The following is a 13,430-nucleotide window of genomic DNA, read 5'->3' as shown; positions in this document are numbered from 1 at the left end:
ACGCATGTTCACACTAGATTCCGAGCACAATCACGCCGCCACCCAATCGACAAAGGCCCAGCGCTGGACGTTCTTCGCTGTGGTCTCGCTCGGTCTGCTCATGATCGGCCTGGATAACTCCATCCTGTACACCGCGCTCCCCGCACTCGCTGAGCAGCTCCACACCACCTCGACTCAACAGCTGTGGATCATCAACGCTTACGCGCTAGTGCTTGCCGGCCTTCTTTTAGGAACCGGCACCTTGGGTGACCGCATCGGCCACCGCCGCATGTTCGTCATCGGCCTCTTCCTGTTTGGCGGAGCCTCCCTAGCTGCAGCCCTCGCCCCCAGCGCATGGTTCCTCGTCGGCGCCCGCGCGCTGCTCGGACTCGGCGCTGCCGTCATGATGCCCGCGACCCTCGCGCTCATTCGCCTGACCTTCGACGACGAAATCGAGCGCAACACCGCCATCGGCATCTGGGGCTCGGTCGCCGTAGTCGGCGCCGCCGCCGGCCCCACCGTGGGAGGATTCCTGTTGGAGCACTTTTGGTGGGGTTCGGTCTTCCTCATCAACGTGCCCATCGTCCTCATCGCACTGATCCTGACCTACTTTCTCGCACCTCCCAATCAGCCGAATCCCGAGAAGCATTGGGACTTCATCTCCTCGCTCTTCGCCCTGGTGACGCTGTCCTCGCTGGTGCTTTCCATCAAGTCCTTCGCGGGCTCCCAGTTCAGTCTCGCCGGTGGCGCGCTGCTGGTCTTCCTCGTCGGCGCATTCCTCTTTGCCCGCCGCCAGAACCAGCTCACGGACCCACTGCTGACCTTCGACATCTTCCGCTCCCCCGTCTTTAGCGGCGGCGTCATCACCGCGGGCGGCGCCATGTTTGGCATGTCCGGCTTGGAGATGCTCACTACCCAGAAGCTGCAGCTTGTCGACGGCTTCTCGCCCCTCCACGCCGGCCTGACCATCTCCGCGGTGGCCATCGCCGCACTCCCGATGTCCACGCTGGGCGGCGCTAACCTGCACCGCTGGGGTTTTCTGCCCATCATCGCGGGCGGTTTCCTGTTCATGGCGGCGGGCATCGGCATCGCAATGTGGGCCGGCCACCACGGCATCTTCTGGCTCTTCGTCGCGGGCATGCTCACGATGGGTATTGGCGCGGGCTTGACGATGTCCGTGTCCTCCACGGCCATCATCGGCGCGGCACCGGCGCACCGCTCCGGCATGGCCGCGGGCGTGGAGGAGGTCTCCTACGAGTTCGGCACGTTGCTGTCCATCGCAATCACGGGCTCCATCCTCCCGTTGCTCTACGCCCGCAACCTCCCCGAAGGCATCTCAGGCATGCAGGCGCTTTACGACGCCGCGACCCACGACACCGCCGCCAGCGCCTACAACGAGGCCTACCTCACCACCTTGGGCGGGCTCATGGCCTTTATGCTCGTTCTAGCCGCAGTAACCGGCTGGTGCTTCAAGCACAACCCCAAGTCTGGAGGCAATAATGCCGCGCATTAGCAAGAAGACCGAGGCCCTCGAGGCCGCCCTCGCCATCATCGAGGCGGAGGGCGTGCACGCCGTGACTTACGACGCCCTCGCCACCGCCACCGGCATCTCCAAGTCGGGGCTCATCTACCACTTCCCCTCCCGGCACGCGCTGCTGGTGGACTGCCACCGCTTCTGCGCGCAGCGCTGGGAGGACGAGCTGGAGGCGCTGGCTGGTGGCAAGAAGGCGGAGGAGCTCAGTGAGAAGGAGCGCTACCGGGCACTCATCTTGTCCTTGGGTAAGAACGATCCGCTCATCGAGCTGCTGATGAGCATTCACTCACAGCAACACGCGGACTTCATGGAGCAATGGCGTGACGTCGACAAGCGCTGGATGCCCGACCCAGCCGGAAATAACCTCAGCCCGCTCATCGTAACGCTGCTGGGCAACGGCTTGTGGGTGCATGACCACCTGACCGAGCGCAAGATTCCGGCGGCTTCACGCAAAAAAATAGTGGAGCTCCTCCTGGCGTTCTTGGACACCGGGGAGCTCCACGTAAAGCAGTCTTGAGCTGGAGACGAGACTTGAACTCGCAACCTACGCATTACAAGTGCGTTGCGCTACCGATTGCGCCACTCCAGCACCGCGGTTAATACCGCTGCGAAGAATCGTACCTGAGCACCGCGCCCTAGAAAAATGCTGGGGTGGCCTGTGCGCACGCGAGTCACAACAGTTAGAGTGCAGGAATAGTCTCCGCGCAAGTTTTGGTCATTTCTAGGGTTCGTGTTTAAGGGTTAGTTGGGTGTCTTTCTTTTCCGCATGGAGAGAGCGTTTTAGCGCCTCTTCCGGCTACGTTGCCACGATCGACGCGGCTAAGGCCGCGCCGCCACCATCGCCGCTGGCGCCGGTTGACCTGACCGATGCCGCCCAAGTCACGGGCGTCATGGAGATCGCGGCCCGCGTGGGTGAAATCCTCATCAGCGCTGGCACCGCGAACTCAGACGCGAAGGCGCAGATTCATCTCGTGGCGTCGTCTTATGGTCTGCACTACTGCCACGTGGACATCATGATGAATACGATCACGATCCACACCGCAATTGGCACCGGCGCCAACCGCCGCAACCTCCACGTCTTCCGCGTGGCACCGGCGATTACCGTGGACTTTTCCAAGCTCTCTGCTGTGGACCGCCTGATCTACTCCATCCGTTCGGGCGCCACCCCGCCGGCGATGGCTGAGCGCGTCCTCGATGAGATCAACAACATGAAGGCGCCTTATCGCACCTCCACGGTTCTGGCGGGCTGGGGCGTTATGGGCGGTTCCTTCGCGGTCATGCTGGGTGGCGACGCCTTGGTTGGCGTCGTGGCGTTCTTCGTCTCTTTGCTCATCATGGGTGTGAACACGTGGGCCGCAAAGTTCCGAGTGCCGCCGTTCTACCAGAACATTATTGGCGGATTCTTGGCCGTCGTGCCTGCGGCAATCCTCTACAACTTGGCTGCGGGCATGGGCATTACGTTCTCGCCTTCGCAGATTATTGGTTCGGGAATCATCGTCCTCGTTGCTGGCCTTACGCTGGTGCAATGCTTGGTTGACGGCATCACGCGCGCACCGGTGACCTCGGCGGCTCGCTTCTTTGAGGCAATGCTAGCCACGGGCGCTATCATCGCGGGCGTTGGCGTTGGTATTCAGTTCTCGGACTGGATGGGCTTTACGCTGCCGCCGCTGGCGACACTCGCACCGCCGGTCTACCACCAGGTTCCGCTGCTCATTCTGTGCGGCAGCATCGGTTCGGCGGCCTTTGCACTGGCTTGTGGCGCCTCGTGGATTGAGGTCACCATCTCTGGTCTGACGGCCGGCGCCGGTATGCTCTTCTACTACTTTGTGGTCATTCCATTTGGCGTGGGCGCTGTGGTGGCCAGCGGCATTTCCGCAGTGACTGTGGGCCTGGCCGGTGGCTTGCTCTCCCGCCGGTGGATGATGCCGCCGCTTATCACGATGATCGTGGGCTATACCCCGATGCTGCCGGGTCTGACCTTGTACCGCGGCATGTACGCCTCGCTGAATGAGCAAATGATTGTGGGCTTTACCAACCTTGCCCGCGCTATTGCCATCGCTGGTGCGCTGGCTGCTGGCGTTGTGCTGGGCGAGCGCGTTGCCCGCCGCCTGCGCCGCCCGCAGTACTTCCGCCCGTACTCGGCGTTCAAGCGCATTGGCCACTTCTCCTTCCACCAGACCACCCGCTTGGCGGCCCGCAGGCCGCGCATTCCGCGCGTGCCGCTTTCGCCGTTCGCGCCGAAGGTCAACAGGCCGGTGCTGCCGCCGAAGCATGGGCCTAAGCCGCCGATGCCGGCGCAGCAGGTGCGTATGCTCCAAGACCAGGCCATTGGCGAGGACTGGAAGGAAGAGTGGGAGACCATCACCGAGATGTGGCCGGCGACCACGCAGTGGGAGGCACAGCCGCAGGGCGCCGCATCCGACTCTGAGCCGCCCCAAATGCCGGATCGCGAGCAAAACAGGACGGAAAACGGCGATACTTCGGCAACTAGGCCGAAGTACACGGTGCCGGGCACCACGCCGCAGGACCCGCAGCCATAGCGTTGGAGTGCAGCCTGCCTAGATGCCGAATCGTGGCCAAAACCGCGCGCAAAACAGCAACAATTTGGCAATTAGGGCGGCACCCCCGCCACCGAGCCCTGCCCGCTGGACCCGAATCCGCACCGCACGGCCATATGGCGTAGAATGTCCTGTCTGAAAGCTTTCACAACTCGTTCAGGAGGACTTCGTGCCACCAAAGGTCACTGACACTCAGCCCGCTGCGGACCAAACCAATGCAGTCGAGGAAGAGACCGCCCGCGCTGCGCGCCGCATCGTTGCCACTTACGCCGAGGACTTCCTCGACGGCGTGACCTTGATGTCCATGCTCGGTGTCGAGCCAGAGGGCTTGGTCCACAAGAAGGTCCTCGCTGAGCAGGCCGAGGCCGCACCAAAGAAGACCACCAAGAAGGCTGCCAAGAAGTCTACGAAGAAGACCACCAAGAAGGCTGCCAAGAAGTCTACGAAGAAGACAACTAAGAAGGCCACCAAGAAGACTGCCAAGAAGGCAGCTAAAAAGACCACGAAGAAGGCCTAGGGCAGATGTCTGGCCACGACAATTCCTTCGTGGTGGTGGCCAACCGCCTCCCTGTGGACCTTGAGGTCCAGCCTGACGGCACCCGCACTTGGAAGGCCTCGCCCGGCGGACTGGTCACGGCCCTATCCCCCGTGCTGGAGGCCCAGCAGGGCTGCTGGGTGGGCTGGCCAGGCGTCATCAATGACGCCCCCGAGCCTTTCACCACCGAGCGCGGCATCTTATTACACCCCGTCAAACTCACCGAAGCCGACTTCGAGGGCTTCTACGAGGGATTTTCCAACGCCACCCTGTGGCCGCTATACCACGACCTCATCGTCACTCCTGTCTATAAGCGCGAGTGGTGGTACGCCTACCGCGAGGTCAACCTCCGATTCGCTGAGGAAGTAGCCAAGGTCGCTGCCCCCAACGCCACTGTGTGGGTGCAGGACTACCAGCTGCAGCTCCTGCCAGGCATCCTGCGCCAGCTGCGCCCCGACCTCACCATCGGGTTCTTCCTGCACATCCCTTTCCCCTCTGCGGATCTGTTCCTGCAGCTGCCGTGGCGCGAGGAAGTCGTGCGTGGCCTCATGGGTGCCGACGTCATCGGTTTCCACCTCGAGTCCAATGCCCGCAACTTCCTCGAGCTGGCCAAACGACTCGATCTCGAGGTCACGGGCAAGGTAAGCACGCGCGAGATTAGCGCGGGGATCAACGTCGATGGTCGCACCGTAGGTGTAGGCGCCTTCCCCATCTCCATCGAAACCTCTTCCCTCGCGAACTTCACGCCCGCAGACGAGCAGGAAGTAGCCCGCCTGCGCGCAGAGTTCGGCGGGCACCACCGGGTGATTCTGGGCGTCGACAGGCTGGACTACACCAAGGGCATCCTGCAGCGCCTCAAGGCCTTCGAGGAGTTGCTGGAAACCGAGGCACTTGACCCACGGGAGGTGGCGCTGGTGCAGGTTGCCACGCCGTCGCGCGAGCGTATCGACCATTACCGCGCCACGCGTTCCCAGGTGGAGGAGGCCGTGGGCCGCATCAATGGCCGCTTTGGACAGATTGGACGCCCGGTGGTTCACTACGTCCACCGCGCCGTGCCCAAGGACGCGCTGCGCAAGTACTACCGGCTTGCCGACGTCATGCTGGTCACCCCCTTCAAAGACGGCATGAACCTGGTGGCCAAGGAGTACGTGGCCGCGCATCCCGACGGCCGCGGCGCGCTAGTTCTCTCCGAGTTCGCGGGCGCGGCAGACGAGCTCACGCAGGCCAACTTGTGCAATCCTTTCGACATCGAGTCCATCAAGCGCGCGCTGCTTTCCGCGCTTAAAGCGCTTGACGACGCCCCCGACACCATGCGTCAACGCATGCTCGACCTTCACGAGCAGGTAATCTCGCATGACGTGAACGTGTGGTCCCGCGCGTTCTTGGGTGCTCTAGATGAGGCGGCGGTGAATAAGTGAAGCGACTTCTCACAGCAGTAATGCTCGTGGCCACAGTCGGTCTCAGCGCGTGCGGCTCAGAGGACGAGGGCCCTACCCCGCGCGGCGACGAGCGCATCGTGGGCAAGGATTGGCAGGTCGTGGCTATCTACACCAAGCCTGATGAGCCTTCGGCCATCCCGCAGAATGCGGTCTCGGTTCCGCAGATGAGCTTCGGCGAGTCTTCCATTGTGGGGTCCACTGGCTGCTCGCCTTTCCAGGCCAAGGTGTCCTATACCGAGGGCGAGGACGCGGCGAATATTCGCGATGCGGACTTGATGACCATCGATAAGGTACGCATCGATACCCGCCCCAATGACTGCACGGGTTCGGCCCTGTGGGCAGATAACCTGCTGCGCAACTTGCTCGCTGAGGAGCACAAGTTCGAGGTGCGCCTCAACCCCAACAACCAGCTGGTTCTAACGCTGGACACCGCGGAGGTGGACTCGCCTGCTATCCGCATGGTCTCGCTTTAGGATGGAGACCATGACTGATTCGCACACGAATTTTCCCGGCCTCGCTGAGGTGGCTGCCACCGAGCACCTGGCCGTGGTCTCTGACTTCGACGGCACCCTCGCCGGCTTCGCCAAAGCGATTTATGAGGTCGAGCCAGAACCGCGCTCGCTGGCAGCGCTAGAGCGCCTCGCAGGCTTGCCCAACACCACGGTCGCAGCACTTTCTGGCCGCCACCTGGAGGGCTTAAAGCGCGTCTTCCCGCTGCGCGAGCCGGTGCTGCTGGGCGGCTCCCACGGCGCGGAGTCCTCGTGGCAAGACACGGCGTTGACCCCGCAGATGCAGGAGCACCTCGACCGCAAGGAAGCAGAAATCCGTGAGCTGATGGAGCGCTTTCCTGGCGCAGAAATTGAGATTAAGCCTTTCCAGCGCGTGCTCCACCTGCGCCGGCTGGAGCTCAGCGACCCGGATCTGGCGGCAGAGGCCTACGCTGCTGGCCGCGCACTCGACCCAGCCGGTTTCCCCATGACTGCCGGCAAGTCTGTCATCGAGTTCTCCGCTACCCAGGCCACGAAGGGTTCATGGATTTCCGAGCTGCGCGAGCGCGTCGGCGCCACCGCCACCGTCTTCCTGGGTGATGACGTCACCGATGAAGACGGATTCGCGGTTTTGGATCAGCCGCCAGACCTGGGCGTGAAGGTTGGCGAGGGCGAGACGCTGGCCGCACACCGCGTTCCGGATATTGCGGCTGTGTCTGATTTTTTGGAGGAGCTCGCTGCGGCCCGCGCGGTTCACTTCGGCGCTTAAGCGTGATGCGCGTTAAACGGGGCAAGCGCGGTACATTTTGCCAAACAAGGCGCTGATTTCGGCAAATTTTGGCGCAATATTTGGCAAAATGTGCCGACTAGAGCTGCCAATCCAAAAAATGCTGCTCGCGCGGCGAGCCCACCGTGGTCCCCTCGTTGAAACGGGTGGGCAGTAGCTTATGGTCGTGCACTGGGGCAGTCTCGGAAAGCGCGGCGTCGATATGCTCGGCCAACATATGGCCTGCCGCCGCGCCCTTAGCCTTGTTCGGTTGCACGACGGTGGTCAGGCCCACCAACAGTGCGGTGGTGATGCCGTCAAACCCCGTCACGGAGAGGTCTTTCGGTGCCGCGAGACCAGCATCGCGCAAGACGCCGAGCACGCCGAGCGCCATCGAGTCGGTCGTGCACAGCACCGCGGTGAGCTCAGGGCGCGCGGCAAGCAGCTCTTCCGCGGCAGCGCGCGCAGTGCTGGCGTCGTTGATGTGGCGGGTGACGATGGGGACCTCGGAAAGCGCGGCGTCATCAAACACGTCGAGGGCGCCGAGTACGCGGTCGCGCTGCACGTGCATGTCTGCGGCTTCGACCTGCTCGCGCGTTACAAAGCCGTCGAGGCGCTCGTGGCGCAGGCGGATACAAAGGATGCCGATGTTGCGGTGCCCGGCGTCGACAAGCGCGCGTGCCGCAGGCTTAATCGCAGCCCGATCGTCGATGCCCACGAAGGGCAGGCCGGAATCCTTGGGCTGGTCGCACACCACCACGGGCAGGCCACGCTGCGCCGCGGCGGCCACGGAGCCCGCAGAAACGGAGTAGATAACGAAGCCGTCGACGGCAGCGCGGGCGAGCAGGGCGGCGGCGTCGTCGGATGGCGCATCCGGCCCGGCGGGGATGAGCGTGAGGGTGGTCGCAGCGCCTGTCGACGCCTCCGCCATTCCCGCCAAGAAGTCCACCGAGGCGGCGTCCTCGAAGGCATAGGAAAGGTGTTCGGTCAACAGCACGCCGGTGGAATCCGCGCGGCGGGTACGCAGGCTGCGCGCGGTGGGGTCGGGTCCGGTATAGCCGTGCGCAGCCGCAGCAGTGAGGATTCGCTCCCGAGTGGCGGGCGCTAGCTGGTCAGGGCGGTTATAGGCGTTGGATACGGTGGTTCGAGATACACCCAATTCAGCAGCCAGCGAGGCCAGAGTTTTCCGATTGTGGCTGCGTTTTACCATGCTGGTTACCCTACCTTGTTCTCCCACATTCTTTACGGCTCCCGAGCCACGGATTTTCAACACATTATCATTTGACAATAATTTTCAACAACCGCAAACTAGACAGTATGAGTTTTTCTCTAAAGCGTTTCACCGCCTCAGTTGCCACCCTGTGCGCGGGCAGCCTCGTCCTCACTGCATGCTCTAGCGCCGACTCCGAGGGCGCCGGCGACTCCGACACCATCAAGGTTGTCGCCTCCACCTCCATCTGGGCAGACGTAGCAGAAGCCGTCATCGACACCGCGCAGGCAGATGTCGACGTCGAGGTTGAGCCCATCGTCAAGGGCAACGGCGTCGACCCGCACCACTTTGAGCCCACCGCGGCAGACATCGCTAAGGCCAACGAGGCCGACGTCCTCATCGTCGGTGGCGGCGGATACGATTCCTGGCTCTACCAGGCTGTGAAGAACCAAGATGAGATCATCCACGCTCTCCCTCTAACCGACCACGGCAAGCTCGACGAAGAGCCGGACGTCGTCACCGCGATGGAGGCCAAGGACGTCGCCAAGTCTGACCCGTCCAAGATCACCAACATCGAGGGCAACGAGCACGTCTGGTACGACGCTGCCGCCATCGAGAAGGTGGCCACCGAGGTCGCCGACCTGGTCAATGAGGCCAACCCAGAGGCCAAGGCATCTGCAGACCCACTGCTGGAGCGCGTCGAGGGCATTAAGGCGCGTGTCGAGAAGCTGCCGAAGCTCAACTATGCGCAGACCGAGCCGATTGCGGACTACATCATGAAGTACACCCCTGCCCTTGACGTGACGCCGGAGGGCTTCCGCAAGGCCACTGTGTCCGAGGGCGAGCCAACCGCGGCTGACCTGGCGCGCTTTCTGCAGACCGTCAAGGACGGCAAAGTGGACCTGCTGATTTACAACCCGCAGACTGAGACGGACATCTCCTCGCGCATCCGCAAGGCCGCTGAGGACCGCAACGTGCCGATCGTGGAAATCGGCGAGACCCCGCCGGAGGGCACCAACTTCCTCGACTACTACGATCAGGCTGTCTCCGCACTCGAGGCGGTCAAAGCCTAGTGCTCGTACAGTTTCATGATGCAGCGGTAGAGCCGCTGTGGTCAGGCCTTAACCTCGCCGTCGAAAGCGGCGAGTTTATCGCCGTTTTGGGCCCCAATGGCGTGGGCAAGTCCACGCTGCTCGGCACCATCTTGGGCACGCGTCAACTCACCAGCGGCCGCGTGGAGGTCAACTCGAGCGTGGGCTTTATCCCGCAGCAGCGCATGTTCCCGCAGGATTTGCCGATGCGCGCCCGCGATCTCGTGTCGCTTTCCTTGGCCCATGGCTCCTTTGCTAAACGACGCCCTCCCCGCACCCGCGTCGACGAGCTGCTCGCCGAGGTGGGTGCCACCGGCATCGCTGAGCGCCGCGTGGGCCAGCTTTCCGGCGGCCAGCAGCAATTGGTCCGCCAGGCGCAGGCCCTGTCCAACGACCCACAGCTCATCCTCGCCGACGAGCCACTGCTTTCCCTGGACCCGGCCCGGCAGCAGGCCACGGTGGAAAAACTCGACCGCTGGCGCACGGAGCGCGGCACCTCGATTCTGTTCGTGACGCACGGCATCAACCCGGTGCTGGGCGTGGTGGACAAGGTGCTCTACATCGCCCCACACGGCCACATGTATGGCGCAGTGGACGAGGTCATGCGCTCCGATGTCCTCTCGGAGCTCTACGGTTCCAAGGTCAACGTCATTGAAGTCGATGGGAGGCTCATCGTTGTCTAGCTCGCTGTCTAAGTTTTGGGAAGACACCCAGTACCTGCTCAGTGTCGACTTCGTGCAATCCTCCCTGTGGGCCTGCGCGCTGCTGGGTATCTTGTCCGGCGTTATGACTTCGCTCATCGTGCTGCGGCAGATGTCCTTCTCGGTCCACGCCACCTCAGAACTGGCGCTGATGGGCGCCTCCGCGGCGCTGCTCTTTGGTTTCAACCTGGGCTTCGGCGCAATTGCCGGCGCCATCGTGGCGGCGATCATCCTCGCGGTGCTGGGTCTCAAAGGCCAGCAAGATAGCGCCATTGGCGTGGTGATGAGCTTCGGTCTCGGCCTGTCCGTGCTGTTCTTGCACCTCTACCCGGGCAACTCCAATACGGCGATGACGCTGCTGACCGGCCAGATCGTGGGCGTTTCCGCGGCCTCGGTATGGCTGCTCGCGCTGACCACGGTCATCATCGTGGCCATCGTGGCGCTGTTCTGGCGCCCGATGCTCTTCGCCTCCGCCGACCCCGTCATGGCCCAGGCGGCCGGCGTTCCGGTCCGCGTTATTTCCGTTGGCTTTGCCATCCTGGTGGGCCTGACCGCCGCGCAGTCGGTGCAGATTGTCGGCTCGCTGCTCGTCATGGCCCTGCTCATCACGCCAGGCGCCGCGGCGGTGCAGATTACTTCCTCCCCCGTGCGTGCGGTCTTGTGGTCTACCATCTTCGCGGAGGTCGCAGCCGTGGGTGGTCTCATTTTGTCGCTGGCTCCGGGCCTGCCGGTCTCGGTCTTCGTGACTACGATTTCCTTCATCATCTATTTGCTTTGCCGCCTCATCGGCTGGTTGCGCAATCGCCGCGCGGTTCGCGACGACATCGCCGCCGCCCGCGTCACCAAGGCCCACTTCGAGGGCCGCAGCGATTCAGAAAAGCACCACACCAGCACCCACGACGAGCACTGCGTGCACCAGGACTAAACTAGTGGCCCATGACCACCGTGGAATTTCAGGGCCAAAAGCGCAAGTACACCGTCGTCGCGCCGGAGAATCCTGGCCCTAACCTGCTGCTTTTCCTCCACGGTTCGCTGCAGAATGGCAGCGTTTTGCGGCGCTTCACGGCCGGCACCTTCGACGAGCTAGCCGAGCGCACGGGCACGGTGGTGGTCTATCCGGACGGCGTGGGCCGCCACTTCAACGACTCCCGCGCCATCCTGCCGGTCAAGACCCGCGAGCTGGGCATCGACGACGTCGCGTTCCTGCGCCACGTGGTGGATACAATCCACCACGAGTACGGAACCCAGCGCACCTTCGCGTGCGGCTATTCCAACGGTGGGCAGATGGTCATTCGCCTGCTTTTCGACGCCCCCGGCCTCCTCGACGGCGCCTGCATCTTCGCCTCCACGCTGGGTGAAGGTGCCAATCACGCCCCCACCAATCCCGACTCGGCCTACCAGCCGACTCCGGTGCTCATGATGCACGGCACTGCGGACCCGCTCGCTCCCTACGAGGGTGGTGAGGCAGGCATTATGGGCAGCACGCGCGGAAAGGTGACCTCGGCGCCGTGGACTGCGCAACGCTTCGCTGAGCTCAACGGCGCGGGCGAGGTTGTTGTGTCTCGGCCCTTCGACGACATCGAGCTGCGCACGTGGCCAGGCAAAAACCCAGTGGAGCTGTGGACCATGGAAGGCGTGGGCCACGTCATCCCCTCGGGCAACGAGCTCGACGCGCGCTTGGGGCCGAATACCGATAGCTTCATCGCGGCCCAGGTGGTGGAGGATTTCTTCGGCTTATAGCCCCGCGGCTCGCCTCCCCCACCACCTACCCAGCCCTGGAAATGCAGCTCTCTGGTGGATTGCGCGGCGTCGGCAAGCGCGTGAAAATGCGAGCAGGAGGTCTGGTTTTCCTGCCCTGGGAATTTGCAACAGGTTTGGCAGCTCAACCCATAGCGGGTAAGGTTTTGAGGGCTAACTGGACTCTGTTCTCTGCAGCAAATATGTCGAGCAGCTGGGAAACTATTTTCTTGATCATCGGCACAGAAAGATGGGTTTCCTCCGCGATGCCATAATTTGAGTGCCCACATATAATTCCGTTTAAAACTCGAAGCTGAATCGCGGATAGTCGCTCGAGGTTTCGCTGCATATCTGGTTCAGGCATTGTCCCAACAGCTACGCCGTTTATTTCAAAGCAACAACTTATTTTAAGGCCCCCATGGCCGGATCGAGCTTCCCGGGTAACCACACAATATGCAGACGCGCCCAAATTGATTGCCTTTTGAAGCTTCTCACGCGAATGCTGTGAATAATCCACCAAGTAAATAAAATCGCTGCTCTTTAACTCTTGTATATCCCATACCCAGGTCGCCGAGTCTTTGCGCTCGCACAACACCAGCAATTGCTCCTGTGAGCGAGACAATGCATTCAGCAGCTCCCTCTGAGTGGACGCACATTCAACCTGGGTCCAGAGGAAGTAGCGTCTTAGCTCATCGAGTATCGGTTGCTCATCGTCTCGGATGCCTGCGAGCAGACACGGCATATCCGAGTATTTCAATCGCCACACTAAAGCGTTACCTCGCAGTCTGCTTGGTCGGCTACATGCTTGGAATGCGTCGCGACGACGACAACGGCGCCTTGGTCAGCGAAAGCACGGAGGTGTTCAACAACCAGCTGAGCATTGTCCTCGTCAAGCGCCCCGGTTGGCTCGTCCGCCAATACGATTTTGGGCTTGGAAACGAGGATCCTCGCCAAGGCTACTCGTTGTTGTTCGCCGCCAGACAAGCCGCTGACCACACGCTTTTCATAGCCGCGTAAACCAACCTGCGCCAAAGCGCTGTCTAGCGCCTCGTCGAAAGCACGGCGCGAAACGTTACTGGCTGCGAGCTTCACGTTGTCGACAACGGTGAGGTCAGGAACCAAGCCGTAGTCTTGAAAGAGATACCCAACGCATTCGCGTCGATACTTGCGCAGTCGACCTGCCGATAGCGATGCAATGTTGTTTCCATCCCACATGATTGAGCCTTTGTCCGGCGAGATCAGACCGCCCAAGAGGTTCAACAGGGTGGTTTTCCCACTTCCGGAGACACCGGTTAATGCAGTCACCCGGCCAGCCGCAAAAGACCGCGTAAAGCCGGAAAGAATCATTTTTCCCTTCACACTGTAGTGAAGGTCTTCAACCTGAATTTCCAT

General features: G+C 62.2%; 14 protein-coding genes and 1 tRNA gene. 11 read left to right on the top strand and 4 right to left on the bottom strand.

The genetic code is table 11. The annotated features are described in order from the left end of the window. Positions 1–4: 4 nt before the first annotated feature. On the top strand, positions 5–1,492 hold the full coding sequence (locus I6I72_RS09470) for an MFS transporter (RefSeq protein ID WP_049147038.1): 1,488 nt from the start codon (positions 5–7) through the stop codon (positions 1,490–1,492). Further along, positions 1,479–2,030 carry a TetR/AcrR family transcriptional regulator gene (locus I6I72_RS09465; protein ID WP_201806778.1) on the top strand — a complete coding sequence of 184 codons (552 nt, stop codon included), beginning with the start codon at positions 1,479–1,481 and terminating at the stop codon, positions 2,028–2,030. The genes I6I72_RS09470 and I6I72_RS09465 overlap by 14 nt, the downstream gene beginning before the upstream one ends. Here the strand turns inward: I6I72_RS09465 and I6I72_RS09460 are convergent. Continuing rightward, positions 2,030–2,102: transfer RNA gene (locus I6I72_RS09460), tRNA-Thr, on the bottom strand. The two genes, I6I72_RS09465 and I6I72_RS09460, sit on opposite strands and share 1 nt — an antisense overlap. Positions 2,103–2,262: 160 nt before the next feature. On the opposite strand from I6I72_RS09460, the gene thrE reads away from it, so the two are divergent. The 5 genes from thrE to otsB all read left to right on the top strand — a co-directional run bounded on the left by thrE (position 2,263) and on the right by otsB (position 7,302). Next, positions 2,263–4,053 carry a threonine/serine exporter ThrE gene (gene thrE, locus I6I72_RS09455; RefSeq protein WP_049191843.1) on the top strand — a complete coding sequence of 597 codons (1,791 nt, stop codon included), beginning with the start codon at positions 2,263–2,265 and terminating at the stop codon, positions 4,051–4,053. Positions 4,054–4,240: 187 nt separating this feature from the next. Continuing rightward, entirely contained in the window at positions 4,241–4,588 is a 348-nt protein-coding gene (locus I6I72_RS09450) for a hypothetical protein (protein ID WP_046646049.1), read from the top strand. Positions 4,589–4,593: 5 nt separating this feature from the next. Next, positions 4,594–6,024 carry an alpha,alpha-trehalose-phosphate synthase (UDP-forming) gene (locus I6I72_RS09445; protein WP_049147045.1) on the top strand — a complete coding sequence of 477 codons (1,431 nt, stop codon included), beginning with the start codon at positions 4,594–4,596 and terminating at the stop codon, positions 6,022–6,024. After that, a complete protein-coding gene (locus I6I72_RS09440; protein ID WP_235429960.1) occupies positions 6,021–6,518 on the top strand; it encodes a hypothetical protein in 498 nt (165 codons plus the stop codon). The genes I6I72_RS09445 and I6I72_RS09440 overlap by 4 nt, the downstream gene beginning before the upstream one ends. A gap of 1 nt (position 6,519) precedes the next feature. After that, positions 6,520–7,302 (top strand): trehalose-phosphatase, encoded by a 783-nt coding sequence (otsB, locus tag I6I72_RS09435; protein WP_100622379.1) that lies wholly within the window; start codon positions 6,520–6,522, stop codon positions 7,300–7,302. Between the two features lie 97 nt (positions 7,303–7,399). On the opposite strand, the gene I6I72_RS09430 is transcribed toward otsB, so the two are convergent. Beyond that, positions 7,400–8,509 (bottom strand): LacI family DNA-binding transcriptional regulator, encoded by a 1,110-nt coding sequence (locus I6I72_RS09430; protein ID WP_049147047.1) that lies wholly within the window; start codon positions 8,507–8,509, stop codon positions 7,400–7,402. A 107-nt stretch (positions 8,510–8,616) separates the two neighbouring features. On the opposite strand from I6I72_RS09430, the gene I6I72_RS09425 reads away from it, so the two are divergent. From I6I72_RS09425 to I6I72_RS09410, 4 genes are read left to right on the top strand one after another with little or no spacing between them, the layout of a single operon-like run. After that, positions 8,617–9,582 (top strand): metal ABC transporter solute-binding protein, Zn/Mn family, encoded by a 966-nt coding sequence (locus I6I72_RS09425; RefSeq protein ID WP_049147049.1) that lies wholly within the window; start codon positions 8,617–8,619, stop codon positions 9,580–9,582. Further along, positions 9,582–10,283 (top strand): metal ABC transporter ATP-binding protein, encoded by a 702-nt coding sequence (locus tag I6I72_RS09420; RefSeq protein ID WP_049151430.1) that lies wholly within the window; start codon positions 9,582–9,584, stop codon positions 10,281–10,283. Before I6I72_RS09425 ends, I6I72_RS09420 begins: the two co-directional genes overlap by 1 nt. Further along, positions 10,261–11,226, top strand: a complete 966-nt coding sequence (locus tag I6I72_RS09415) for a metal ABC transporter permease (RefSeq protein WP_201806775.1) — start codon at positions 10,261–10,263, stop codon at positions 11,224–11,226. The genes I6I72_RS09420 and I6I72_RS09415 overlap by 23 nt, the downstream gene beginning before the upstream one ends. A gap of 11 nt (positions 11,227–11,237) precedes the next feature. Beyond that, complete coding sequence (locus I6I72_RS09410) at positions 11,238–12,041, top strand: alpha/beta hydrolase family esterase (protein ID WP_201806772.1); 804 nt, start codon at positions 11,238–11,240, stop codon at positions 12,039–12,041. Positions 12,042–12,183: 142 nt separating this feature from the next. On the opposite strand, the gene I6I72_RS09405 is transcribed toward I6I72_RS09410, so the two are convergent. Both I6I72_RS09405 and ccmA read right to left on the bottom strand, forming a co-directional pair. After that, positions 12,184–12,660 (bottom strand): helix-turn-helix domain-containing protein, encoded by a 477-nt coding sequence (locus tag I6I72_RS09405; RefSeq protein WP_131771425.1) that lies wholly within the window; start codon positions 12,658–12,660, stop codon positions 12,184–12,186. A gap of 143 nt (positions 12,661–12,803) precedes the next feature. Next, positions 12,804–13,430: a heme ABC exporter ATP-binding protein CcmA gene (gene ccmA, locus I6I72_RS09400; RefSeq protein ID WP_005529899.1), complete on the bottom strand. Its 627-nt coding sequence runs from the start codon at positions 13,428–13,430 to the stop codon at positions 12,804–12,806.

Source organism: Corynebacterium striatum (assembly GCF_016728105.1).
GTDB lineage: Bacteria > Actinomycetota > Actinomycetes > Mycobacteriales > Mycobacteriaceae > Corynebacterium > Corynebacterium striatum.
Note: the sequence above shows the minus strand (reverse complement) of the source record. Positions and strands in the feature narration are given on the sequence as shown.

Bases quoted from the DNA above. Each gene is read 5' to 3' on its own strand.
- I6I72_RS09465 (WP_201806778.1), top strand. From the start codon at position 1,479: ATGCCGCGCATTAGCAAGAAGACCGAGGCCCTCGAGGCCGCCCTCGCC.
- I6I72_RS09415 (WP_201806775.1), top strand. From the start codon at position 10,261: ATGGGAGGCTCATCGTTGTCTAGCTCGCTGTCTAAGTTTTGGGAAGAC.
- ccmA (WP_005529899.1), bottom strand. From the start codon at position 13,430: ATGGAAATTCAGGTTGAAGACCTTCACTACAGTGTGAAGGGAAAAATG.
- I6I72_RS09425 (WP_049147049.1), top strand. From the start codon at position 8,617: ATGAGTTTTTCTCTAAAGCGTTTCACCGCCTCAGTTGCCACCCTGTGC.
- otsB (WP_100622379.1), top strand. From the start codon at position 6,520: ATGGAGACCATGACTGATTCGCACACGAATTTTCCCGGCCTCGCTGAG.
- I6I72_RS09410 (WP_201806772.1), top strand. From the start codon at position 11,238: ATGACCACCGTGGAATTTCAGGGCCAAAAGCGCAAGTACACCGTCGTC.
- I6I72_RS09430 (WP_049147047.1), bottom strand. From the start codon at position 8,509: ATGGTAAAACGCAGCCACAATCGGAAAACTCTGGCCTCGCTGGCTGCT.
- I6I72_RS09470 (WP_049147038.1), top strand. From the start codon at position 5: ATGTTCACACTAGATTCCGAGCACAATCACGCCGCCACCCAATCGACA.
- I6I72_RS09445 (WP_049147045.1), top strand. From the start codon at position 4,594: ATGTCTGGCCACGACAATTCCTTCGTGGTGGTGGCCAACCGCCTCCCT.